Below are 20,335 nucleotides of genomic sequence, written 5' to 3' on the forward strand. Positions count from 1 at the left end.
TAGATGAAGAAACTAGATCAAATCGTTCAACTCGTTGAACAAGGTGAGGTTGAGCGTGCATTATCGCTTGCTGAGCAAATCAAACAAAACGGAAGCGATGAAGAGCGGTATATGTTAGCTGACCAATTTTTTTCATGGGGCTGGTTAGAAGAGGCGGAGTCGCTCGTTCGGACGTTGCTTGCGCGCTATCCAGATGAACGTGAACTGCAGCTGTTTTTAGCAGAAATATATACAGAGATGGATAAAGAAGAAGAAGCGCTTGAATTGTTGATGGATATAGAAGAAGATGACCCATATTATGTGCGAGCATGCTTGTTGATGGCAGACCTTTATCAAATGCAAGGATTAGACGAAGTGAGTGAACAAAAATTATTGAAAGCGTATGAAAAAATGCCGAATGAACCTCTTGTTCAATTTGCGTTAGCTGAACTATATTTTACGAGCGGTCAGTATCAAAAAAGTTTGCTGTATTATGAACAAGTCATGAAACAAACAAAAACGATCGCCGGCACCGTTCTTGCTCAACGCATGGCGGAAGCATATAGCTTGCTTGGTGAATTTGAACAAGCGCTATCTTATTATGAACAAGCGTTAAGTGAACGCTTCGATGCCCATACGTTATTTCAATACGGATTTACTGCGTATCAAGCAGAAGCATATAAAACAGCTATTGCGAAATTGAGCGAGTTAAAAGCGCTTGATCGTGAGTACGTGCCGCTTTATTTATTTTTAGCAAAATCGTATGAACAAGAAGGAGATATACAACAAAGCTACGAAATAGCAAAAGAAGGATTAACGATTGATGAATGGAATAAACAATTGCTCGTCTATGCAGGAAAGATTGCATTAAAGCTCGGAAAACGTGAGGAAGCGCTTAAGTACATTGAACAAGCGCTTAATATCGATCCGGGTTATTTAGAAGCGTTATTCATATGGACGAGCTTATTGTTTCACGAGGAGCGGTACGAAGACGTTGTACGCGTTATTCAGCAAGCGATCGAACAAGGCGAATACGATCCACAATTTGAATGGGAGCTTGCGAAGGCGAAACAAAAGCTTGAAATGTATGATCAGGCATTAAAGCATTATGAAGAGGCATATACTTTTTTTAAAGATGATCCAAACTTTTTATATGATTTTGGCTATTTTTTATTTGAGGAGGGAAGAAGAGAGAAAGCAAAAGACATATTTGAACAACTATTGTGTATCGATCCGACAAACGAAGAGATTGCCCACATGATGTTGCAATTTGAATGAAGTTGTCATTCGGATGCGAGGGGGGAAGGGAATGGTTTCTGTCTGGGAGAAAAAAGAATTTGTTCGCTGGTTTTTAAACAACTATCAATTAAAACGGCGCGAATGTGTATGGATTTTAAACTATTTGCTTAGTCATGATACGCTCATGGAAAAGGTGCATTTTGTAGAACATGCCGAATATTGCCCGCGCGGCATGATGATGTCGACGCATTGTGTTGACGATGTGCCGTTTCGATTTTATAAGCAAAACGTCATCACGACAGATGCGGAAAAATCGTTTCACGATATTCGCTTAAATCGTGATGAGGATATTTACATTCAACTTAATTTTCGCGGTGCATTTCATTCGCCGCAATACGTGGCAGTGCTTGAAGAAAATCCGTATATGCCAAAAAAAGCGAACAAACAAGATGAACAACTTGTTGAAACGATTGTGCACCAATCGATTCAACATTTTCAACGTCAAAAAATTATGCGGTTAATTGACGAGGCGCTTGATCAGCAAGATGAACAAAAATTTCGCGAGCTGACCGAACAATTAAAAGCGTTGCGTTAACCTCGTGGTTTCGCAACGCTTTTTGCTATGTATATATTTGTCACAAAATGTTCAAAAAAATACATATATATTTCGTGTAAGATGGAAACATAAGGAGTGATTTGAATGAAATGGACAGCAAAAGATGTGGACATGTATCATCAAGCGAAAGAGTACGTGGATACCGCGCTCGTTCCGTGCATACCAATTGGGTGTACAAATATGAAAGCTTTTGCTGAGATGAGTGAGCATACGTTACTGATTGCAAATGAAGTGGAACGACAGTTTAAAGGGAGAGTGATGTTATTTCCACCGCTTACATATTTCATTCATGAACAAGTGCAAGCCCGTGTACATGAATGGATAAACGTACTTAAACAAACGGGATTTCAACACATATGTTTTCTTACTTCACATGCGGATATCGCCGATGAATCGTTCGTTTATGTGCCAGCGCTTCCGCTTGAACATGCCGATGAATCGTATAAGCAAAAAGTCGTGCGTCAACAAGTAGAGCAAGTGATGGATGCATTAGTGACGAAATGGACGTTAAAAAATTAGATAGCGTTTACACTATCATTATATTGACCTTGATGGAAACATGATATATCATTAGGTTATCCTAGTTTTATATATGTGTTATAACAATTCGTCCGAATGGACTTAACTTCATATAGAGGGGGGAAAACGATGAGCGAGAAAAAGCATCGCGTGTCAAGACGACAGTTTTTAAACTACACGCTAACAGGTGTAGGCGGATTTATGGCAGCTGGCATTTTATCACCGATGGTACGCTTCGCCTTAGATCCGATTTTAAAAGAAGGAACTGGACAAGATATGGTTGCAGTTGCCCAAGTGAAAGACATTACGACAGAACCACAGCGCTTCGACTTCAAAGTAAAAGTAAAGGACGCATGGTACGAGTCGGAAGAGCCAAGATCTGCGTGGGTATTTAAAGATGAAAATGGGGATATCGTTGCCCTATCACCTATTTGTACCCATCTTGGCTGTACGGTGAACTGGAATGGCGACAAAAGCAATCCAAACCGTTTCTTCTGTCCTTGTCACTATGGGTTATACGAAAAGGACGGAACGAACGTGCGAAATACGCCACCGCCAGCTCCATTGCACCGTTATGAATACGAAGTAAAAGATGGCACGTTGTATTTAGGTAAAGCGAAACCACGAGGGGAGGCGTAATACATGCTTAATAAGATTTATGATTGGGTTGACGAGCGGCTAGATATTACGCCTTTGTGGCGCGATATCGCAGATCATGAAGTGCCAGAGCACGTAAACCCTGCGCATCACTTTTCAGCGTTTGTTTACTGCTTTGGTGGATTGACGTTTTTCGTTACAGTCATCCAAATTTTATCTGGTATGTTTTTAACGATGTATTACGTACCGGATATTAAAAACGCTTGGGAGTCTGTTTATTACTTACAAAACGAAGTGGCATTTGGACAAATCGTGCGCGGCATGCATCACTGGGGGGCAAGCCTTGTTATTGTGATGATGTTTTTACATACGTTGCGTGTATTTTTCCAAGGCGCTTATAAAAAGCCGCGTGAATTAAACTGGATCGTTGGTGTGCTTATTTTTATGGTAATGATGGGTCTTGGTTTTACAGGCTATTTATTGCCTTGGGATATGAAAGCGCTCTTTGCGACAAAAGTAGGATTGCAAATTGCTGAAGCGACGCCAGTCATCGGTCCGGCGATTAAAACGTTGTTAGCAGGTCATCCTGAAATTGTCGGTGCTCAAACGTTAACGCGTTTCTTTGCTATTCACGTATTTTTCTTGCCAGCAGCATTATTAGGATTAATGGCAGCCCACTTCTTAATGATTCGGAAACAAGGAATTTCTGGTCCACTGTAAAATTTAGCATAAGGGAGGGAACGCTATGCATCGCGGAAAAGGGATGAAATTTGTCGGCGACTCGCGCGTGCCTGCTACGCGCAAGCCGAACATTCCGAAGGACTATTCCGAATATCCGGGGAAAACAGAGGCGTTTTGGCCGAACTTTTTATTAAAAGAATGGATGGTCGGCTCCGTCTTTTTAATCGGTTTTTTATGCTTAACCGTTGCGCATCCGTCGCCGCTTGAGCGGATTGCGGATCCGACAGATACAAGCTATATTCCGCTTCCAGACTGGTACTTTTTATTCTTATACCAGCTATTGAAGTACTCATACGCATCTGGTCCGTATACGGTTGTTGGAGCAATTATTATTCCTGGACTTGCATTCGGAGCGTTATTGCTTGCACCGTTTTTAGATCGCGGTCCGGAGCGTCGCCCATCGAAGCGTCCGGTTGCTGTCGGTATGATGTTGCTTGCGCTTGCTGCAATTATTTTCTTAACATGGGAATCTGTCGTCACGCACGACTGGGAAGCGGCGGCTGAACAAGGAAAAATTCGCGCAGAAGTAGAGATCGACAAAAATGCAGAAGGATATAAAATTTTAGAAGCAAACACATGTTTAACATGTCACGGTGAAAACTTGCAAGGTGGTCCAGCTGCACCATCGCTTGTTGGTACAGGGTTATCTCCTGAAGAAATTGCCGACATTGCGAAAAATGGTAAAGGTAGCATGCCTGCTGGCATTTTTAAAGGAACAGATGAAGAGTTGAAGAAACTTGCAGAGTTTGTCGCAGGTTTAAAAGCGGAATAATTGATGAAAGCTGACTGATGTTCAGTCAGCTTTTTTGTACATATGGGAGGTTTGATGTATGCTGTACATACGTGATTGGTTGATGCATCGCTCGTTTCTTATGCTATTATTGGTCGTCAATGTCATTGGGACAATTTATGGTTACATATGGTATGCGCCGCAATTATCCGAAACGCCAACGATTTTTCTTCTATTTGTGCCTGACAGCCCAACAGCGAGTTTGTTTTTTGTTTTTGTTTTAATTGCGTGGCTTCGTCATACACATTGGCCGCTAATGGAAGCGTTGGCGGTTGTCACGCTTGTGAAATACGGCATTTGGGCTGTTGTCATGAACATGCTTGTATTTATTGTGACAGGAGAACTCGGTTGGGCGGGATGGATGCTCGTTGTATCGCACGGAGCGATGGCGGTGCAAGCAGTGCTATATGCCCCACAGTATCGCATGTCATTTGGTCATGTTGTGATTGCTGCAATTTGGACATTGCACAATGACGTAATTGATTACGTGTTTGGCATGATGCCACAATATCGGATGTTGACGCAATATACGTCACAAATCGGCTATTTTACATTTTGGTTAAGCATCGCTTCGATTGCGGTAGCGTACATTTTTTCACGCCGACGATAAATCGTGGTCTATGTCTCTTTTTGCGATCATATATTCAATAATAAGATCGTAAGGAGGGACAAGGAGATGCGTATTCGACTCGTCATGATGTTTATCATCATTTATTTATTTCCGTATACCGTATATGCAAACGGGCATGAATGGGACAAACTTGACCAAATTTCTGATGAAGCGCTTCAGTTAACGAAAAATGCTCGATTGCAAGAAGCGAAGCAGCTTTTAGAATACTTTGAACAACAATTAGCCTTATTTCGTGAAGATATTCATTCAATGGACGTTATATATGTATTAACAGCTACGCATGAAGAAGCGTTGAAAGCGGTCACTGCATCGAGCGTGCCGATGGAGCAACGAGTTCATCAATTGACGCAATTTCGTCTCGCTGTGGATGCGGTTCAAGCTAAACATCAACCGCTTTGGAAAGAAATGAAATATGCTGTTATGTCGGCGTTTGAAAAGATGAAACAAGCGATGGAAAGGGAAGATGAACAATCGTTTCAACAAGCGTTTCACCAATTTTTGCAACAATATCAACTCATTGAACCGAGCGTAAAAATTAACGCTGATCATGAACAAGTTCAACGTGTATCGGCCCATATTTCCCTTTTAGAAGCTCCCGCCTTTCGCCAACTACATGCAACAGAACGAATGAAAGAGTTACGTCAAATGGAAGAAGATTTACAAGCACTGTTTGCGGATGGAAAAAAAGAGACGGCGCTTCCATCGCTTTGGTGGGTAATGTCGTCGATTGGCGGCATGATCATCATGACATTAACGTACGTAGGTTGGCGGAAATATCGTGGGGAAAAAGAAGGAAAAATGATGCGCGAGAAACAATAAAAGCGTCCGATGTCGGACGCTTTTACTCATGTATCGGCTGTTTATTTTCGTCTAATGTGAATCCTTCGCCGTGAACATCGTGCACGTCGCTAATCGCAACGAATGCATGCGGATCAACGGAAGTAATAATAGCCTTTAACCGCGATAATTCGTTTTTCGCAACAACGCAATATAAAACATCGCGTTCTCGTTTTGTATAGGAACCGATTCCTTTTAAAATTGTAACGCCTCGTTCCATTTCTTTCATAATTTTTTCTGAAATTAAATCGCTCTTTTCAGAAATAATGGTCGCTCCTTTTGCTGCATATGCACCTTCTTGCAAAAAGTCAATGACGCGCGCACCAACAAACACCGCAACGAGCGTATACATGCCTTCGCGGTACGGTAAATACGTGAGCAACGAGAGAGCAATGACGCACGAGTCAAACATAAACATCGTTTTCCCCATACTAATGCCTTTATATTTATAGACAAGCCGCGCAATAATATCGACGCCGCCCGTTGTTCCTCCGTAGCGGAAAATAATACCGAGGCCTACGCCGATAAAAACACCTGCAAATAATGCCGCCAACGTCAAGTCGTTATTGAGCGGAATATGAAATCCGTATCGTTGGAAAATCCAAAGAAACAAAGATAAACTAACCGTTCCGAGAATCGTATAAAAAAACGTCGTTCGCCCGAGCAGTTTCCATCCGATAAAAAAGAGCGGGACATTGAGTATTAAGTTTGAAATGGAAGGATCAATTCCGAACAAAAAGTATAAAAGAAGGGTAATACCTGTAAGGCCACCTTCCCCTAATTTATTTTCCATATTAAAATGAACAAGCCCGAACGCAAAAATAGCAGAACCTAGCAAAATAAATGCGACATTTTTAAGCTTCATCGTTTTCACCCCTTGAATATGACTGCGTTTTTTATTATAGAGGAATGTGGCGGTACCCGTCAAAAACATTTGTCAAATGCTCCACTTTTAGCTAACATGAATGTAAGAGGTGAACGTCATGGAAAAAACGATGCGACAATTGCAACAAGAAGTCGATGCATACATTGGACAATTCAAAGAAGGGTATTTCAGCCCGCTTGCGATGCTTGCTCGTTTAACAGAAGAATTAGGCGAGTTAGCGCGTGAAGTGAACCATTATTACGGAGAAAAACCAAAAAAGAAAAACGAACAAGAAAAAACAATTCAAGAGGAGCTAGGCGATTTATTGTTCGTCCTCATATGTATGGCGAATTCGTTACATATCGATTTACAAGAGGCGCACGATGCAGTGATGAACAAATTTCAAATGCGAGATCGCGACCGTTGGACAAGAAAGGAAGAGGAACAATGATTCGAATTGTTATTGCAGGGCCACGTGGACGAATGGGACGAGAAGCTGTTTCTCTCGTTCATCATACAGAACATTTTCAACTTGTAGCGGTTGTAGACCGGATGAACGAAGGAAAAACGTTGGCGGAGCTTGACGGTTTTCCAGCGATCGACGCACCGATTTTCACCGATTTGGAACGTTGTTTACAAACGGTACAGGCCGATGTACTCATTGATTTAACGACGCCAGAAGTCGGAAAACGCCATACGGAAATCGCTTTGCGTTACGGTGTCCGTCCGGTTGTTGGTACGACGGGATTTACAGAAGATGACTTGGCTCGTTTCACGCAGTTAGCGGAAGAGAAAAAAATTGGTGCTATTATCGCCCCAAACTTTGCTATCGGAGCCATTTTAATGATGAAATTTGCGCAAATGGCAGCAAAATATTTTCCGCATGTTGAAATTATTGAGCTTCATCACGATCAAAAACTTGATGCCCCGTCTGGTACAGCGTTAAAAACCGCTCAGCTTATTCAACAAGTTCGTTCTTCATTCATACAAGGGCATCCAAATGAAGAAGAAACGATCGATGGCGCTCGCGGTGCGTTGTATGATGGCATGCGCATTCATAGCGTTCGCTTGCCGGGGCTTGTGGCGCATCAAGAAGTTATTTTTGGTGGCGATGGACAAACGTTGACGATTCGTCACGATTCATTTAACCGCGCATCATTTATGTCAGGCGTTCGCTTTTCTGTCGAAACGGTGATGAAGCTAGAAACGCTTGTGTACGGATTAGAGCATTTGATTGAATAGGGGGAAAGGCTCATGAAAATTGCGTTAATTGCGCATGACAAGAAAAAAGAAGAGATGATTCAGTTTGTGACCGCCTATCAACATATTTTAGCTGAACATGAGCTATATGCGACTGGTACGACAGGATTGCGCATTCAAGAAGCGACTGGACTTTCCGTTCATCGTTTTCAATCCGGTCCACTCGGTGGCGATCAGCAAATTGGAGCGATGATTGCGAATAACGACATGGATATGGTTATTTTTTTCCGCGATCCGTTAACAGCGCAACCGCACGAACCAGATGTCAGCGCCCTTATTCGTCTTTGCGACGTCCACTCTATTCCGTTGGCGACAAATATAGGAACAGCTGAAGTGCTTATACACGGTTTAGAGCGAGGCGATTTTGCGTGGCGAAATATTGTGAAGCGAGGGAAAGCATGATGCATATATTAGCATTTGGGGCTCATCCAGATGATGTCGAAATTGGCATGGGCGGGACGATTGCGAAATACGCGCAACAAGGGTATGACATCGGCATATGCGATTTGACGTTAGCAGAATTATCATCAAACGGAACGGTACATACTCGACAACAAGAAGCGAAGCGGGCAGCTGACATTCTCGGTGTTCGCACACGCATACAGCTCAAACTTCCTGACCGTGGACTAACTGTTCAAAAAGAGCATATTGATCCGATCGTGACAGTCATTCGGACATATCGACCGAAAGTTGTGTTTGCTCCGTATTGGGAAGACCGCCATCCCGATCATGGGCAATGTGCAAAATTAGTAGAAGAAGCGGTGTTTTCAGCGGCTGTTTGCCGTTATGAAGATCGCCGGCAGCTGCCTCCTCATCGCGTACATGCCGTTTATTTTTATATGATCAACGGTTTTCATCGCCCTCATTTTGTCGTCGATATTAGTGATACAATCGACAAAAAGTTGGCGAGTTTACGCGCGTATGAAAGCCAGTTTGAACGAAAGAGCGACTCAGTTGACACACCGTTGACGAACGGCTATATTGAAACCGTTGAAAGCCGCGAACGATTATTTGGCAAAGAAGTTGGCGTCTCGTTTGCGGAAGGATTTATGACAAAAAAACCACTTATACTTGTACATGATTTGTTAGGGGAAGAACGATGAAACTGAAAATAGGAATAGTTTGTTATCCGTCCGTCGGCGGTTCTGGAGTTGTCGCGACGGAATTAGGAAAAATGCTTGCTGAACGCGGACATGACATTCATTTTATTTCATCAAGCATTCCATTTCGACTCAATAAAGTGTATCCGAACATTTATTATCATGAAGTGACAGTCAATCCGTATTCGGTATTTCAATATCCGCCATACGACTTAGCGTTGGCGAGTAAAATCGCAGAAGTGGCTAAGCGTGAACAGCTAGATATTATCCATGCGCATTATGCTGTTCCCCACGCCCTTTGTGCCTTTTTAGCGAAACAAATGGTCGGCAACCATTTAAAAATTGTGACGACGTTACATGGTACAGATATCACTGTTCTCGGATACGATCCGTCATTAAGCGACTTGATTAAATTCGGCATTGAACAATCCGATGTCGTGACAGCAGTATCGCACGCGTTGGCCGCTCAAACGTATGAGTTGCTTGATGTGCAAAAGTCGATTCAAACGGTGTATAACTTTGTTGACGAACGTGTATACAGCAGGCAGCGAAACGAAGAACTTCGCCGCCAATACGGCATCGCTCCCCATGAAAAAGTAGTCATTCACGTCTCGAACTTTCGTAAAGTGAAGCGGGTATGCGATGTCGTTCGTACGTTTTCGCTCGTTGTGAAACAAGTGCCTGCGAAGCTGCTTCTTGTCGGTGACGGGCCAGAAATGACGGTCGTTTGCCGTCTCGTCAACGAATTGAAACTATTTGACCATGTTCGCTTTTTAGGAAAGCAAAAAAATTTAGCGGATTTATATTCGATCAGCGATGTGAAATTATTACTATCAGAAAAAGAAAGTTTCGGTCTCGTTTTGCTTGAAGCGATGGCTTGTGGCGTTCCTTGCGTCGGGACCGCCATCGGTGGTATTCCGGAAGTTATTGAAGATGGGAAAAACGGCTTTTTATGTGCGCTCGGTGATGTAAATGATGCAGCGCATCAAACGCTCCGCCTATTGACAGATGAGAACCTTCGCAAAGCGATGGGACAAAAGGCTTATGAAACAGTGTATGAAAAATTTTATTCCGAACGAATCGTGGCACAATATGAACATATTTATTTTCAACTTAAAGGGGATGAATGATGAACGAACAGTTTCGACAGGCGCTTTCTGTCATTGAAACGTTAAAGCGTCACGGACATGAAGCATATTTTGTCGGTGGAGCAGTACGTGACTATTTGTTAAAGCGGCCGATCGGTGACATTGATATTGCGACATCGGCCCATCCACAAGAAGTGATGGCAATTTTTCCGAAAACGGTTCCTGTTGGCATTGCGCACGGAACGGTAATGGTCATTGAGAGCGGCGTTTCATATGAGGTGACGACATTTCGAAAAGAAGGACGTTATGAAGATTATCGAAGACCGAAAAATGTCACGTTCGTCCGCTCCCTTTATGAAGATTTGCAGCGGCGTGATTTTACAATGAATGCGATTGCGATGAATGAACATGGTGAAATGATTGATCCGTTTGGAGGAATCGAGGCGTTAAAACAACGCATCATTGAAACGGTTGGCAATGCGGCAGAACGCTTTAACGAAGATGCTTTGCGGATGATGCGAGCACTTCGGTTTGTTAGCCAACTCGGCTTTTCTTTATCAACGGGAACGAAACAAGCCATTGTACAATACGGACATTTACTGCAACATATTGCAGTTGAGCGCATTGCTGTTGAATTTGAAAAGTTATTGCTCGGTCCGTTTATGTCGAAAGCGATCGAACTTTTAATCGAAACAAATTTGTTCGCTTATTTGCCGGAACTCGCTACAAAAAAAGAGCAGCTTGCTCAGCTAGGCGCCTATGCGCTTGTTCCCGTTCATCGCATCGAAGCATGGGCACGATTGGCATACGTCGTTCAGCTCGATTACCAAGAACTGAAAAAATGGAAATTGCCAAACCATCTAATTCGTGATGTTACGATTTGTTTGCAGGCGTTGAAGCATATTCATTCGATTGATGATTGGACAATAGATGCATTGTATGAGTATGGGCGATACATTCCGTACATTGAGCATATACGGGCAGCGCTTCACGGTGATGAACCGCATGTACAGCAGTTGTTGAAACGATGGGAGACATTGCCAATTCGCGATCGGAAAGAGCTAGCGATCAACGGTCACGATTTGCTTGCGTTATTTGAACGAAAAGCAGGTCCGTGGTTAGCTGAAATGATTCAAAAAATCGAGCGGGCGGTGCTTCATCGTGAAGTAGAAAATGAGAAAGAGAAGTTAAAGGAGTGGGCGGTGTGCAATCAGAGACGAGAAAACAATTGCTAAAACTATTTACAGAAGCAGGCGGAACATTTTTATCCGGACAAAAAATTAGCGAACAGCTCGGTTGCTCACGAACGGCCGTTTGGAAGCATATTGAAGATCTCAGGAAAGAAGGGTTTGAGGTAGAGGCTGTCCGGCGTCTCGGCTATCGTCTCAAACAAATGCCTGACAAACTTAATGCGAACGAATTGCAGTTAGGATTAAAAACGAAGCGTTTTGGCTGGAATATATATGATCAAGAAAGCGTACCGTCAACACAACAAATTGCTCACCAACTCGCTCATGAAGGTGCCGAAGAAGGTACGATTGTGATTGCTGAAGAACAAACGGCAGGAAGAGGACGTTTAAACCGATCGTGGTATTCGCCGAAAGGAACAGGTATTTGGATGAGTGTCATTTTACGTCCGTCCACTCCGTTGCAACAAGTCCCCCAACTGACACTTTTAGTCGCTGTTGCGGTTGCACAAGCCATTCAAGAAGTAACGAATATCGTACCGGATATTAAATGGCCGAACGATATATTAATCAATGGGAAGAAAGTCGTTGGCATTTTAACGGAATTGCAGGCGGATCCAGATCAAGTGCATGCCGTCATCGTTGGTATTGGAATGAACGTCAATCAAAAACAATTTCCAAGCGATATCGCTTCCATTGCCACATCGCTTGCTATTGAAGCAGGACGAACGTTTCATCGGCCGAAAATCGTTCAAACGTTGTTGCAAAAATTAGAACAATTATACGAACAATATTTACAACACGGATTTTTACCGATTAAACTGTTATGGGAAGGATACGCAGTAACAATCGGCCAACATGTTGTAGCTCGTACGCTAAACGGCGCCATTCGTGGCGTTGCACTTGGCATTACAGATTCAGGAACGTTAAAAGTGCAAACAGAAGACGGTGCCATTCATTATGTTTACTCAGCAGATATTGAAATAAAAAAACAGTAGGAAAATTCCGAAAGATTTGTTAAAATGAAAGCGGTTGAAATTGGGCAGTATCTTTGGTAAGAACTGCACCATTCATCTCGTATATCATTTCTATTACAAGTTCTGCCTTGATCCGATGGACGGACGGGGACAGAGGGATGGGGCGAAACAAAAAGTCCTTCTTTCTCTTTTTGGCAGAAAGAAGGCTTTTTTTATCCATTTCCTCTGTATATGAGAGGAGGATGTATATTGAAAACAAAATTAGATTTTCTCAACATGAAAAAAAATAACGAGCCAATCGTTATGCTGACCGCTTATGATTATCCGTCAGCGAAGCTTGCCGAAGCAGTTGGTGTTGATATGATTTTAGTTGGCGATTCGCTTGGAATGGTCGTATTAGGATACGACTCTACGATCCCTGTGACGGTGGAAGACATGATTCACCATACGAAAGCTGTTCGACGTGGCGCACCAAATACGTTTATCGTCACAGATATGCCGTTTATGTCGTATAGCACGCTTTCTGATGCGTTACAACATGCGAAAGCGATCATGCAACAGTCAGGAGCGAATGCTGTAAAAGTCGAAGGGGCAGGTTCTGTATTACAAGTCATTTCCGCTTTAACAGAAGCAGGGGTGCCTGTTGTCGCTCATCTCGGTTTAACGCCACAATCTGTTGGGGTATTAGGTGGATACAAAGTACAAGGAAAAGATGCCGAAAGCGCTCGACGTCTTTTAGCAGAAGCAAAAGCGTGTGAGCAAGCAGGAGCGATGGCACTCGTTTTAGAATGTGTGCCGAAACAACTCGGTGAAGCGATCACGAAGCAATTAACGATTCCGACGATCGGCATTGGTGCCGGGGTAGGAACGGATGGACAAGTGCTCGTCTATCATGACGTGCTCGGGTATGGTGTAGAACGTGTACCGAAGTTTGTTAAACAATATGTAAACGTGCAACAAACGATGCAACAAGCGCTTGCTGAGTATGTTGCTGATGTCAAAACGCGGCAATTTCCGAGTGATGAGCAATCATTTACGATGAATGAACAACAATGGCTAGCGTTATACGGAGGGAAACAATCGTGATTACAATCGAAAAAATCGAACAGATGCAAGCGCGCATGATGGATGAACGGCAAAAAGGAAAAACAATCGGTTTCGTGCCAACGATGGGTTACTTGCACGAAGGTCACGTTGCGTTATTAAAACAAGCGCGAGAGGAAAACGATATCGTTGTTTTAAGCATTTTCGTCAACCCGCTTCAATTTGGCCCGAATGAAGATTTTGATCGTTATCCGCGCGATTTTGAACGCGATCATGAAATAGCTAAACGGGCGGGCGTTGATATCATCTTCTATCCATCTGTTCATGAAATGTATCCGCATAAGCCGTCTGTAACGGTAAAGGTACACGAGCGCGTTGATGTGCTTTGTGGAAAGTCGCGCCCTGGACATTTTGATGGGGTCGCAACCGTTGTAACAAAACTGTTTCATATCGTCATGCCTCACCGCGCGTACTTCGGGATGAAAGATGCGCAACAAGTGGCGGTGATCGATGGGCTCATTCGCGACTTTCACTTTCCTATTGAACTTATTGCTGTTCCGACAGTGCGTGAAGAAGATGGACTCGCTAAAAGTTCGCGCAATGTGTATTTAAGCGAGCGTGAGCGACAAGAAGCCCCTGCGTTATATGCAGCTTTACAAAAAGGTAAATCATTAATTGAAGCAGGAGAACGCGACGTAGAGAAGGTGCGGCAAGCGATTGTACATCATCTCGAACAACATACAACCGGTGTCATCGACTACGTGGAAATTTATTCGTATCCACAGTTGAAACCGCTTGAAATGTTACAAGGAAAATTCATTATCGCCCTCGCTGTGCGGTTTACAAACGCTCGCTTGATTGATAATATCGTTATGAACGTACAATAAGGAGGCAACACCATGTTTCGCACATTAATGAACGCTAAAATTCATCGTGCTCGCGTTACAGAAGCGAATTTAAACTATGTTGGCAGCATTACGATTGATGAAGATATTTTAGATGCAGTCGGCATGGTGCCAAATGAAAAAGTACAAATCGTCAATAACAATAATGGGGCACGATTCGAAACATATATTATTCCTGGTGAAAGAGGAAGCGGTGTATTTTGTTTAAATGGAGCGGCAGCTCGTCTTGTTCAAAAAGATGACATTATTATCGTCATTTCATACGTGCTCGTACCAGAAGAAAAATTGGCGTCTCACCGCCCGAAAATTGCGATTATGGACGAGCACAACCGCATTAAAGAACTCATCGTACAAGAGCCGGCAGCGACCGTTTTATAACGGGAGCCATGCCGCCTCTTTTTGTTTGTTACACAGATGTGAGGTGAAAAAAGATGAATGATCGCTTTGTCGTCGTCGATATTGAAACGACAGGAAATGCCCCGAAAAAAGAAGATCGCATCATTCAAATTGGTTTTGTCGTCATCGAGGGCGACAGAGTTTGCGAACGTTTTTCAACATTCATTCAGCCAGAGCGGGATATTCCGCTGTTTATTCAACAGTTAACGGGCATTGATCATACGATGGTGCATGATGCCCCGCCGTTTCATCATATTGCCCCGATGCTTGTTGAAAAATGGGAAGGGGCGTATTTTGTTGCGCATAACGTTCATTTTGATTGGGCGTTTTTGCAAGAGGAGTTTATTCGAAGCGGTGTACAACCGCCGACGTGTCGGCTTTTAGATACCGTCGAGCTAGCGCGTTTTCTTATGCCGACACAATCTAGTTATAAGCTTAGTCATTTAGCTGAAGCGTTGTCGCTTGCGCACGATCGCCCACATCAAGCTGATTACGATGCCGAAGCGACAGCCCAACTTCTTCTTTATTTGCTTCACAAGCTATCTCGTTTACCGCTTGTCACTTTAAAGCAATTGCGTCGACATAGCCAGCCGTTAAAAAGCGATTTGACCGCTCTTCTCGATCGGTTTATCATACAAAAAGAGCGCTCGCTTCCAACGGACGAATCATTCGTTGAATATGAAGGAATCGCTTTAAAAAAATGGCTTTCGCCAAAACGGGCTGACCGTCATGAACATATTCCGTCTTTTTCACAATGGCTTGCGACATGTCCGTTTGCTGCACCGTATGAATATCGCCACGGGCAACAACAAATGATGAGCGACGTCAACGAGGCGTTACAAACGTGTCAACATGCGCTAATTGAAGCGGGAACAGGCATCGGAAAAACGATGGCGTATTTACTTCCAGCAGCGTTTTATGCGGTGAAGCAGCAGCGACCTGTTGTGATTAGCACACATACGCTGCAATTGCAAAAGCAAATGGTTGAAAAAGAGTTACCGCGTGTCGCACAGCTCGTCCCATTTTCGTGTATAACCGCTGTTTTAAAAGGAAAACGAAACTATATTAGCGCGCGGAAATTTGCGCGAACGTTAAAACATGTGGATACAAACTATGATATTGCTTTAACAAAATGTCAGTTGCTCGTTTGGTTAACAGAGACGGAGACAGGGGATGTCGATGAACTAAACTTGACTGCAGGAGGCGCATTGTTTTGGGAAGACGTGCATAGCGATGAAACGAATGATGAGCACGATTTTTTTATACGCGCAAAAGAAAGGGCTAAACACGCTCATTTAATTATTACAAATCATTCGTTTGTCATGCATGATTTAACTGCAGATGAAAAGTTTCTCCCTTCGTACGAACAATTAATCATTGATGAAGCGCATCATTTAGAAGATGTCGCAGCCCATTTTTTTGGAAGACACGTTTCATATGAGTACGTCCGTTTATTATGGACGCGGATGAACGACATCGCTACTATACAACAAATGGGAGCACTTCGTTCATTTCTTGCTGATATCGAGTATGAACTGAATCAACTATTTCAATCACTTCGCCATTATGTATTGCGACGGCAAAAAGGGGACGGACGCATTCGCTATCGTTTCGTTCCGTGGAAAGAGTACGGAAAAGAGTGGAACGGAATCGTTGAACTGCTGATGCGCATCATGAGCGATGTGCAACAGCTGTCATATATGATCGATGAGATGCAAAAAGAAGATGCCAAACCTTTTACTACTTTTATTGACGTCTTGTCGACGTTACAACATTTATTAATGAGCGATGACGATGATATTGTTCGCTGGCTAGAAGTAGATGCAAAAGCAGCGGTTAATGCCGTTACGGTCATTTCTCAGCCGCTTGATTTAGCTCATTTTTTTGCCGATCAATTATTTTCACGTAAGCGAAGCGTCATTTTAACTTCGGCCACGTTAACGACAAACGATCGCTTTTCATTTATGATTGCGCGACTTGGACTAGATGACTTTTATCCGTTAACGCGTATCATTCCATCGCCGTTCTCATATGAAAAACAAGCTGCGCTTATGGTACCAAGCGATGTGCCGACGTTTCCTTCTGTTACTGTTGAGCAATATGCTGAACAAGCCGCGCAGCAAATCATTCGCATTGCTGAACATATGAAAGGGCGCATGCTTGTATTGTTTACGTCATATGAGCTATTGAAACAAACGTATACCTTCGCAAAACAGCTCAATGACGAGCAATCATTTGTATTGCTTGCCCAAGGAGTAAGCGGTGGAAATGCCGCCAAATTAACACGACATTTTCAACAATTCGAGCAAGCTATTTTGTTTGGTACAAGCAGTTTTTGGGAAGGGGTAGACCTCCCAGGAAATGAGGTCACGTGCGTTGTTATTGTCCGGTTGCCATTTGCTCCGCCAGACGATCCGGTTATTGCAGCAAAAAGCGATTATATTCGTGCAAAAGGGGGAAATCCATTTTACGATTTATCGCTGCCCCAAGCGATTTTGCGATTTAAACAAGGATTTGGGCGATTGATTCGCACAAAAGAAGATCGTGGCATCATTTTTGTTTTAGACCAACGTTTGTTAACAGCATCATACAGCAAATATTTTTTACAATCATTGCCGTCGATTCGAATATATCATGCCCCGCTTGCAGAACTTTTACAGTACGTCAATGAGTGGATATAATTTTCCCTTCATCGGTAAAAGATAAAAGATGTAGATGAAGGGAGTGGGCGTTTTGCAATGGGTGTTATTATTTTTGATATGCAATAGTTTAATGCATCCTTCAACATCAGCGGGGCATATTCAAAAAATTGATATGATGCTCGAAGAAGAAGAAATGGCGATTATTTTTTTGCCGCTTAGTGATGGGGAAGCGACGTTATTCAAACACGCAAGCGGAAAAACGGTATTGTTAAATACAGGGGCTCCGCATACAGAACGCGAACTAAAAAGATGGTTTGAACATTTCCATATTACCGAAATCGACGAACTTTTGTTAACGAGCGATGATCGGGAATATATCGGCAATGTGAAATGGATTGAACAAACGTACGATCCGAAAGTGGTGAGCGAATGGAAAGAACAAAAGGTGTATGAACCGTTTCCCCATTTTCGGATGCAGCCACTCTATATTGACAATGGAGATGTAACAATGTCGATTCAGTACGGGCGTCTTCGCCTTTTATATATGGCGCATGCGAGCGACGATGTGGAACAAAAGTTGATGACGATGCCGCTTAGTGATGTAAACATATTAAAAATTGCTCATTTCGGCGTCAATGATTACCCGCGTACATCTTTTTTAAAACATGTCGATCCGCAAGTGGCGATTATTTTCAAAAAACGCGGAAGTTTGCCGAATGAACGATTGCTTAAACGGCTGTATGCTGCCTGGATTGATTGTTATGAAACCGAGCGTTTTGACGTTATTGTTGTAAAATGTAATTTAGAGGAATATGATGTCATGACGTTTTAAAAAAAGGGCCAACGCTCGGCCCACGGTGTGTACGATAGGAATTTTTTTTAATTCGAATTGACCAATGTAGGAAACGGTTGCTACAATGAAGATGTTTATACACCTTGATCGGTGTGTAGTTGTATTGTTTCCGTCGGGAACGGACGATATAAGTAACAAAATTTGTGCACATGGAGGATCGGGTCGTGGAAAGTAAAATTGAAGTATTAGCAACTGTAAAGGTTCAATACTCGTCAGATTTATACAAAATTGTTGATTGTTTAAACCGTACGTTAAAAGAAAAAGACTTAATGTTCGGATTAGCGCTTGATGAAGAAAACAAGGAAAAGGCTGTGTTTACGATTTATCGAACGTAAGAAGGGATGAGGGTGAAAAAGGTAGTCATTGCTTTTGCATGCCTTTTATTTGCTGCGTTATGGGCATATGTCGACGCATATAGCGATGCGTTATCATCTAAAAATGCCGACGAGCAACGTGCGATCAAACAGGCTGAGCAAAAAGGAATTGTCGAAGTGACTGACGTGTACACGTATCGAGGAAGCGATGTATACGTCGTCGTGATAGGGAAAAATGATGAAGGCGAACAAATGATTGTATGGGTGACGGAAAAAGGGAAAGTAGTCGATGTACGCCATGTTTCTGAAGGAATAACGAGACAACAGGCGCTCTCTGCCGTACAGCCATATCACCCGAAAACAGTCGTTTCAGTAAAATTAGGAATGGAAAAAGGGATCCCGCTTTGGGAAATTACATATATTGACGAACGAGACCGTTACTCGTTTTATTATGTCCGCTTTGAAGACGGGGCCTTTTTGAAAAGATATCACTTTGCGAGGGGGAAGGATGTATGAAGTTAGCGAAACGTGTTGCTGCGTTAACGCCATCATCAACGCTTGCCATTACGGCAAAAGCGAAAGAACTAAAAGCAGCGGGACATGATGTCATCGGACTTGGTGCAGGTGAACCGGATTTTAATACACCTCAACATATTATGGAAGCAGCTGTAAAAGCGATGTATGATGGACATACGAAATACACGCCATCTGGCGGATTGGCGACATTAAAACAAGAGATTATAAAAAAATTTCAACGTGATCAACAACTTGACTATAAACCGTCAGAAATTATTGTATGTGTTGGAGCGAAACATGCCCTTTACACACTATTTCAAGTCATTTTAGACGAGGGCGACGAAGTGATTATTCCAACGCCTTATTGGGTGAGCTACCCAGAGCAAGTGAAACTAGCGGGTGGAGTGCCTGTTTATGTCGAAGGGCTTGAAGAAAATGAGTTCAAAATTACACCAGAGCAATTGAAACAGGCGATCACCAAACGAACGAAGGCAGTCATTATTAACTCGCCAAGCAATCCAACGGGCGTCATTTATACGAAAGAAGAATTGCAGGCGATTGGAGACGTATGTTTAGCTCACGATGTGTTGATCGTTTCTGATGAAATTTATGAAAAACTTGTTTACGGTGGACATGAGCACGTGTCCATTGCCCAACTTTCACCACAATTGAAAAAACAAACGATCATTATTAACGGCGTATCCAAATCCCATTCGATGACAGGATGGCGAATCGGTTATGCAGCAGGGGATGCCGACATCATTCGTGCGATGACAGATTTAGCAAGCCATAGTACGTCAAATCCAACATCGATTGCACAATATGCAGCCATTGCGGCATATAGCGGGCCACAAGAGCCGGTCGAACAAATGCGTCAAGCGTTTGAAGAACGATTAAATATTATTTACGATCGCCTTATTCAAATTCCTGGCTTTTCGTGCGTCAAGCCACAAGGTGCATTTTACTTGTTCCCGAACGCGAAAGAGGCAGCAACGATGACGGGATACGAAAGTGTCGATGCGTTTGTTGAAGCGCTGCTTGAAGAAGCAAAAGTCGCGCTCGTTCCGGGGTCAGGATTTGGCGCTCCAAATAACGTGCGCTTATCATATGCGACATCGCTTGATTTACTTCATCAAGCACTAGATCGCATCGAAGCGTTTATTAAAGCACGTGGCTAGTCGATGCGACTAGCCTTTTTCGTTCAAGCAAGCATAGATCATCTTGCGTTTTTTTAGCGAA

The 20,335-nt window shown here is 43.0% G+C and carries 24 protein-coding genes; 23 read left to right on the forward strand and 1 reads right to left on the reverse strand.

Annotated elements, in window-relative coordinates; all coding sequences use genetic code 11:
- Positions 1-3 precede the first annotated feature (3 nt).
- The 8 genes from ABEV15_RS06600 (at position 4) to ypjB (ending at position 5,931) form a co-directional block, all read left to right on the forward strand.
- Positions 4-1,257: a tetratricopeptide repeat protein gene (locus ABEV15_RS06600; protein ID WP_429630570.1), complete on the forward strand. Its 1,254-nt coding sequence runs from the start codon at positions 4-6 to the stop codon at positions 1,255-1,257.
- A gap of 31 nt (positions 1,258-1,288) precedes the next feature.
- Entirely contained in the window at positions 1,289-1,813 is a 525-nt protein-coding gene (locus ABEV15_RS06605; protein ID WP_429630568.1) for a ReoY family proteolytic degradation factor, read from the forward strand.
- Positions 1,814-1,918: 105 nt separating this feature from the next.
- Entirely contained in the window at positions 1,919-2,353 is a 435-nt protein-coding gene (locus tag ABEV15_RS06610) for a YpiF family protein (protein WP_429630566.1), read from the forward strand.
- Between the two features lie 129 nt (positions 2,354-2,482).
- Positions 2,483-2,992, forward strand: coding sequence for a Rieske (2Fe-2S) protein (locus ABEV15_RS06615; RefSeq protein ID WP_498852725.1), 510 nt, complete (start codon positions 2,483-2,485; stop codon positions 2,990-2,992).
- A 3-nt stretch (positions 2,993-2,995) separates the two neighbouring features.
- Positions 2,996-3,670: a menaquinol-cytochrome c reductase cytochrome b subunit gene (qcrB, locus tag ABEV15_RS06620; RefSeq protein WP_498852726.1), complete on the forward strand. Its 675-nt coding sequence runs from the start codon at positions 2,996-2,998 to the stop codon at positions 3,668-3,670.
- 25 nt (positions 3,671-3,695) lie between these two features.
- Positions 3,696-4,463 carry a c-type cytochrome gene (locus ABEV15_RS06625; protein WP_498852727.1) on the forward strand — a complete coding sequence of 256 codons (768 nt, stop codon included), beginning with the start codon at positions 3,696-3,698 and terminating at the stop codon, positions 4,461-4,463.
- A gap of 58 nt (positions 4,464-4,521) precedes the next feature.
- The gene (lhaT, locus tag ABEV15_RS06630; protein WP_498852728.1) at positions 4,522-5,091 is read left to right on the forward strand and encodes a lipoprotein heptaprenylglyceryl N-acetyltransferase LhaT; all 570 of its coding nucleotides are present in this window, start codon (positions 4,522-4,524) and stop codon (positions 5,089-5,091) included.
- 66 nt (positions 5,092-5,157) lie between these two features.
- Positions 5,158-5,931, forward strand: a complete 774-nt coding sequence (ypjB, locus tag ABEV15_RS06635; protein WP_498852729.1) for a sporulation protein YpjB — start codon at positions 5,158-5,160, stop codon at positions 5,929-5,931.
- A 22-nt stretch (positions 5,932-5,953) separates the two neighbouring features.
- On the opposite strand, the gene ABEV15_RS06640 is transcribed toward ypjB, so the two are convergent.
- Positions 5,954-6,814, reverse strand: a complete 861-nt coding sequence (locus ABEV15_RS06640; RefSeq protein WP_498852730.1) for a YitT family protein — start codon at positions 6,812-6,814, stop codon at positions 5,954-5,956.
- A 118-nt stretch (positions 6,815-6,932) separates the two neighbouring features.
- Here ABEV15_RS06640 and ABEV15_RS06645 point away from each other — a divergent pair, with 118 nt between their 5' ends.
- From ABEV15_RS06645 to ABEV15_RS06715, 15 genes are all read left to right on the forward strand, one after another.
- Entirely contained in the window at positions 6,933-7,265 is a 333-nt protein-coding gene (locus ABEV15_RS06645; protein ID WP_429630552.1) for a nucleotide pyrophosphohydrolase, read from the forward strand.
- The gene (gene dapB, locus ABEV15_RS06650) at positions 7,262-8,056 is read left to right on the forward strand and encodes a 4-hydroxy-tetrahydrodipicolinate reductase (RefSeq protein ID WP_429630550.1); all 795 of its coding nucleotides are present in this window, start codon (positions 7,262-7,264) and stop codon (positions 8,054-8,056) included. The genes ABEV15_RS06645 and dapB overlap by 4 nt, the downstream gene beginning before the upstream one ends.
- 12 nt (positions 8,057-8,068) lie before the next feature.
- Positions 8,069-8,476 (forward strand): methylglyoxal synthase, encoded by a 408-nt coding sequence (mgsA, locus tag ABEV15_RS06655; RefSeq protein ID WP_429630548.1) that lies wholly within the window; start codon positions 8,069-8,071, stop codon positions 8,474-8,476.
- Positions 8,476-9,177, forward strand: a complete 702-nt coding sequence (gene bshB1, locus ABEV15_RS06660; protein WP_498852737.1) for a bacillithiol biosynthesis deacetylase BshB1 — start codon at positions 8,476-8,478, stop codon at positions 9,175-9,177. The genes mgsA and bshB1 overlap by 1 nt, the downstream gene beginning before the upstream one ends.
- On the forward strand, positions 9,174-10,304 hold the full coding sequence (bshA, locus tag ABEV15_RS06665) for an N-acetyl-alpha-D-glucosaminyl L-malate synthase BshA (protein WP_429630546.1): 1,131 nt from the start codon (positions 9,174-9,176) through the stop codon (positions 10,302-10,304). The genes bshB1 and bshA overlap by 4 nt, the downstream gene beginning before the upstream one ends.
- Positions 10,304-11,497: a CCA tRNA nucleotidyltransferase gene (locus ABEV15_RS06670; RefSeq protein ID WP_429630544.1), complete on the forward strand. Its 1,194-nt coding sequence runs from the start codon at positions 10,304-10,306 to the stop codon at positions 11,495-11,497. The genes bshA and ABEV15_RS06670 overlap by 1 nt, the downstream gene beginning before the upstream one ends.
- Positions 11,458-12,447, forward strand: coding sequence for a biotin--[acetyl-CoA-carboxylase] ligase (locus ABEV15_RS06675; protein WP_498852731.1), 990 nt, complete (start codon positions 11,458-11,460; stop codon positions 12,445-12,447). The genes ABEV15_RS06670 and ABEV15_RS06675 overlap by 40 nt, the downstream gene beginning before the upstream one ends.
- Positions 12,448-12,675: 228 nt before the next feature.
- Entirely contained in the window at positions 12,676-13,512 is an 837-nt protein-coding gene (gene panB, locus ABEV15_RS06680; protein ID WP_429630539.1) for a 3-methyl-2-oxobutanoate hydroxymethyltransferase, read from the forward strand.
- A complete protein-coding gene (gene panC / locus ABEV15_RS06685) occupies positions 13,509-14,357 on the forward strand; it encodes a pantoate--beta-alanine ligase (protein WP_498852732.1) in 849 nt (282 codons plus the stop codon). The genes panB and panC overlap by 4 nt, the downstream gene beginning before the upstream one ends.
- A 12-nt stretch (positions 14,358-14,369) precedes the next feature.
- Complete coding sequence (gene panD / locus ABEV15_RS06690) at positions 14,370-14,753, forward strand: aspartate 1-decarboxylase (RefSeq protein WP_003394601.1); 384 nt, start codon at positions 14,370-14,372, stop codon at positions 14,751-14,753.
- Positions 14,754-14,806: 53 nt separating this feature from the next.
- Entirely contained in the window at positions 14,807-17,452 is a 2,646-nt protein-coding gene (gene dinG / locus ABEV15_RS06695) for an ATP-dependent DNA helicase DinG (protein ID WP_498852733.1), read from the forward strand.
- A 34-nt stretch (positions 17,453-17,486) separates the two neighbouring features.
- Positions 17,487-18,245 (forward strand): ComEC/Rec2 family competence protein, encoded by a 759-nt coding sequence (locus tag ABEV15_RS06700; RefSeq protein WP_498852734.1) that lies wholly within the window; start codon positions 17,487-17,489, stop codon positions 18,243-18,245.
- 185 nt (positions 18,246-18,430) lie between these two features.
- A complete protein-coding gene (locus tag ABEV15_RS06705) occupies positions 18,431-18,601 on the forward strand; it encodes a YpmA family protein (protein WP_003394607.1) in 171 nt (56 codons plus the stop codon).
- Positions 18,602-18,607: 6 nt separating this feature from the next.
- The gene (locus ABEV15_RS06710) at positions 18,608-19,096 is read left to right on the forward strand and encodes a cell wall elongation regulator TseB-like domain-containing protein (RefSeq protein ID WP_429630530.1); all 489 of its coding nucleotides are present in this window, start codon (positions 18,608-18,610) and stop codon (positions 19,094-19,096) included.
- On the forward strand, positions 19,093-20,274 hold the full coding sequence (locus tag ABEV15_RS06715) for a pyridoxal phosphate-dependent aminotransferase (protein WP_429630528.1): 1,182 nt from the start codon (positions 19,093-19,095) through the stop codon (positions 20,272-20,274). Before ABEV15_RS06710 ends, ABEV15_RS06715 begins: the two co-directional genes overlap by 4 nt.
- Positions 20,275-20,335: the final 61 nt, after the last annotated feature.

Origin of the sequence: Bhargavaea massiliensis (assembly GCF_050480245.1) — a bacterium.
Taxonomy (GTDB): Bacteria; Bacillota; Bacilli; order Bacillales; family Anoxybacillaceae; genus Anoxybacillus.

What these genes read in the sequence shown, in the direction of transcription:
- ABEV15_RS06600 (WP_429630570.1), top strand. Translation starts at nt 4, where the DNA reads ATGAAGAAACTAGATCAAATCGTTCAACTCGTTGAACAAGGTGAGGTT.
- ABEV15_RS06605 (WP_429630568.1), top strand. Translation starts at nt 1,289, where the DNA reads ATGGTTTCTGTCTGGGAGAAAAAAGAATTTGTTCGCTGGTTTTTAAAC.
- ABEV15_RS06610 (WP_429630566.1), top strand. Translation starts at nt 1,919, where the DNA reads ATGAAATGGACAGCAAAAGATGTGGACATGTATCATCAAGCGAAAGAG.
- ABEV15_RS06615 (WP_498852725.1), top strand. Translation starts at nt 2,483, where the DNA reads ATGAGCGAGAAAAAGCATCGCGTGTCAAGACGACAGTTTTTAAACTAC.
- qcrB (WP_498852726.1), top strand. Translation starts at nt 2,996, where the DNA reads ATGCTTAATAAGATTTATGATTGGGTTGACGAGCGGCTAGATATTACG.
- ABEV15_RS06625 (WP_498852727.1), top strand. Translation starts at nt 3,696, where the DNA reads ATGCATCGCGGAAAAGGGATGAAATTTGTCGGCGACTCGCGCGTGCCT.
- lhaT (WP_498852728.1), top strand. Translation starts at nt 4,522, where the DNA reads ATGCTGTACATACGTGATTGGTTGATGCATCGCTCGTTTCTTATGCTA.
- ypjB (WP_498852729.1), top strand. Translation starts at nt 5,158, where the DNA reads ATGCGTATTCGACTCGTCATGATGTTTATCATCATTTATTTATTTCCG.
- ABEV15_RS06640 (WP_498852730.1), bottom strand. Translation starts at nt 6,814, where the DNA reads ATGAAGCTTAAAAATGTCGCATTTATTTTGCTAGGTTCTGCTATTTTT.
- ABEV15_RS06645 (WP_429630552.1), top strand. Translation starts at nt 6,933, where the DNA reads ATGGAAAAAACGATGCGACAATTGCAACAAGAAGTCGATGCATACATT.
- dapB (WP_429630550.1), top strand. Translation starts at nt 7,262, where the DNA reads ATGATTCGAATTGTTATTGCAGGGCCACGTGGACGAATGGGACGAGAA.
- mgsA (WP_429630548.1), top strand. Translation starts at nt 8,069, where the DNA reads ATGAAAATTGCGTTAATTGCGCATGACAAGAAAAAAGAAGAGATGATT.
- bshB1 (WP_498852737.1), top strand. Translation starts at nt 8,476, where the DNA reads ATGCATATATTAGCATTTGGGGCTCATCCAGATGATGTCGAAATTGGC.
- bshA (WP_429630546.1), top strand. Translation starts at nt 9,174, where the DNA reads ATGAAACTGAAAATAGGAATAGTTTGTTATCCGTCCGTCGGCGGTTCT.
- ABEV15_RS06670 (WP_429630544.1), top strand. Translation starts at nt 10,304, where the DNA reads ATGAACGAACAGTTTCGACAGGCGCTTTCTGTCATTGAAACGTTAAAG.
- panD (WP_003394601.1), top strand. Translation starts at nt 14,370, where the DNA reads ATGTTTCGCACATTAATGAACGCTAAAATTCATCGTGCTCGCGTTACA.
- dinG (WP_498852733.1), top strand. Translation starts at nt 14,807, where the DNA reads ATGAATGATCGCTTTGTCGTCGTCGATATTGAAACGACAGGAAATGCC.
- ABEV15_RS06700 (WP_498852734.1), top strand. Translation starts at nt 17,487, where the DNA reads ATGAAGGGAGTGGGCGTTTTGCAATGGGTGTTATTATTTTTGATATGC.
- ABEV15_RS06710 (WP_429630530.1), top strand. Translation starts at nt 18,608, where the DNA reads ATGAGGGTGAAAAAGGTAGTCATTGCTTTTGCATGCCTTTTATTTGCT.
- ABEV15_RS06715 (WP_429630528.1), top strand. Translation starts at nt 19,093, where the DNA reads ATGAAGTTAGCGAAACGTGTTGCTGCGTTAACGCCATCATCAACGCTT.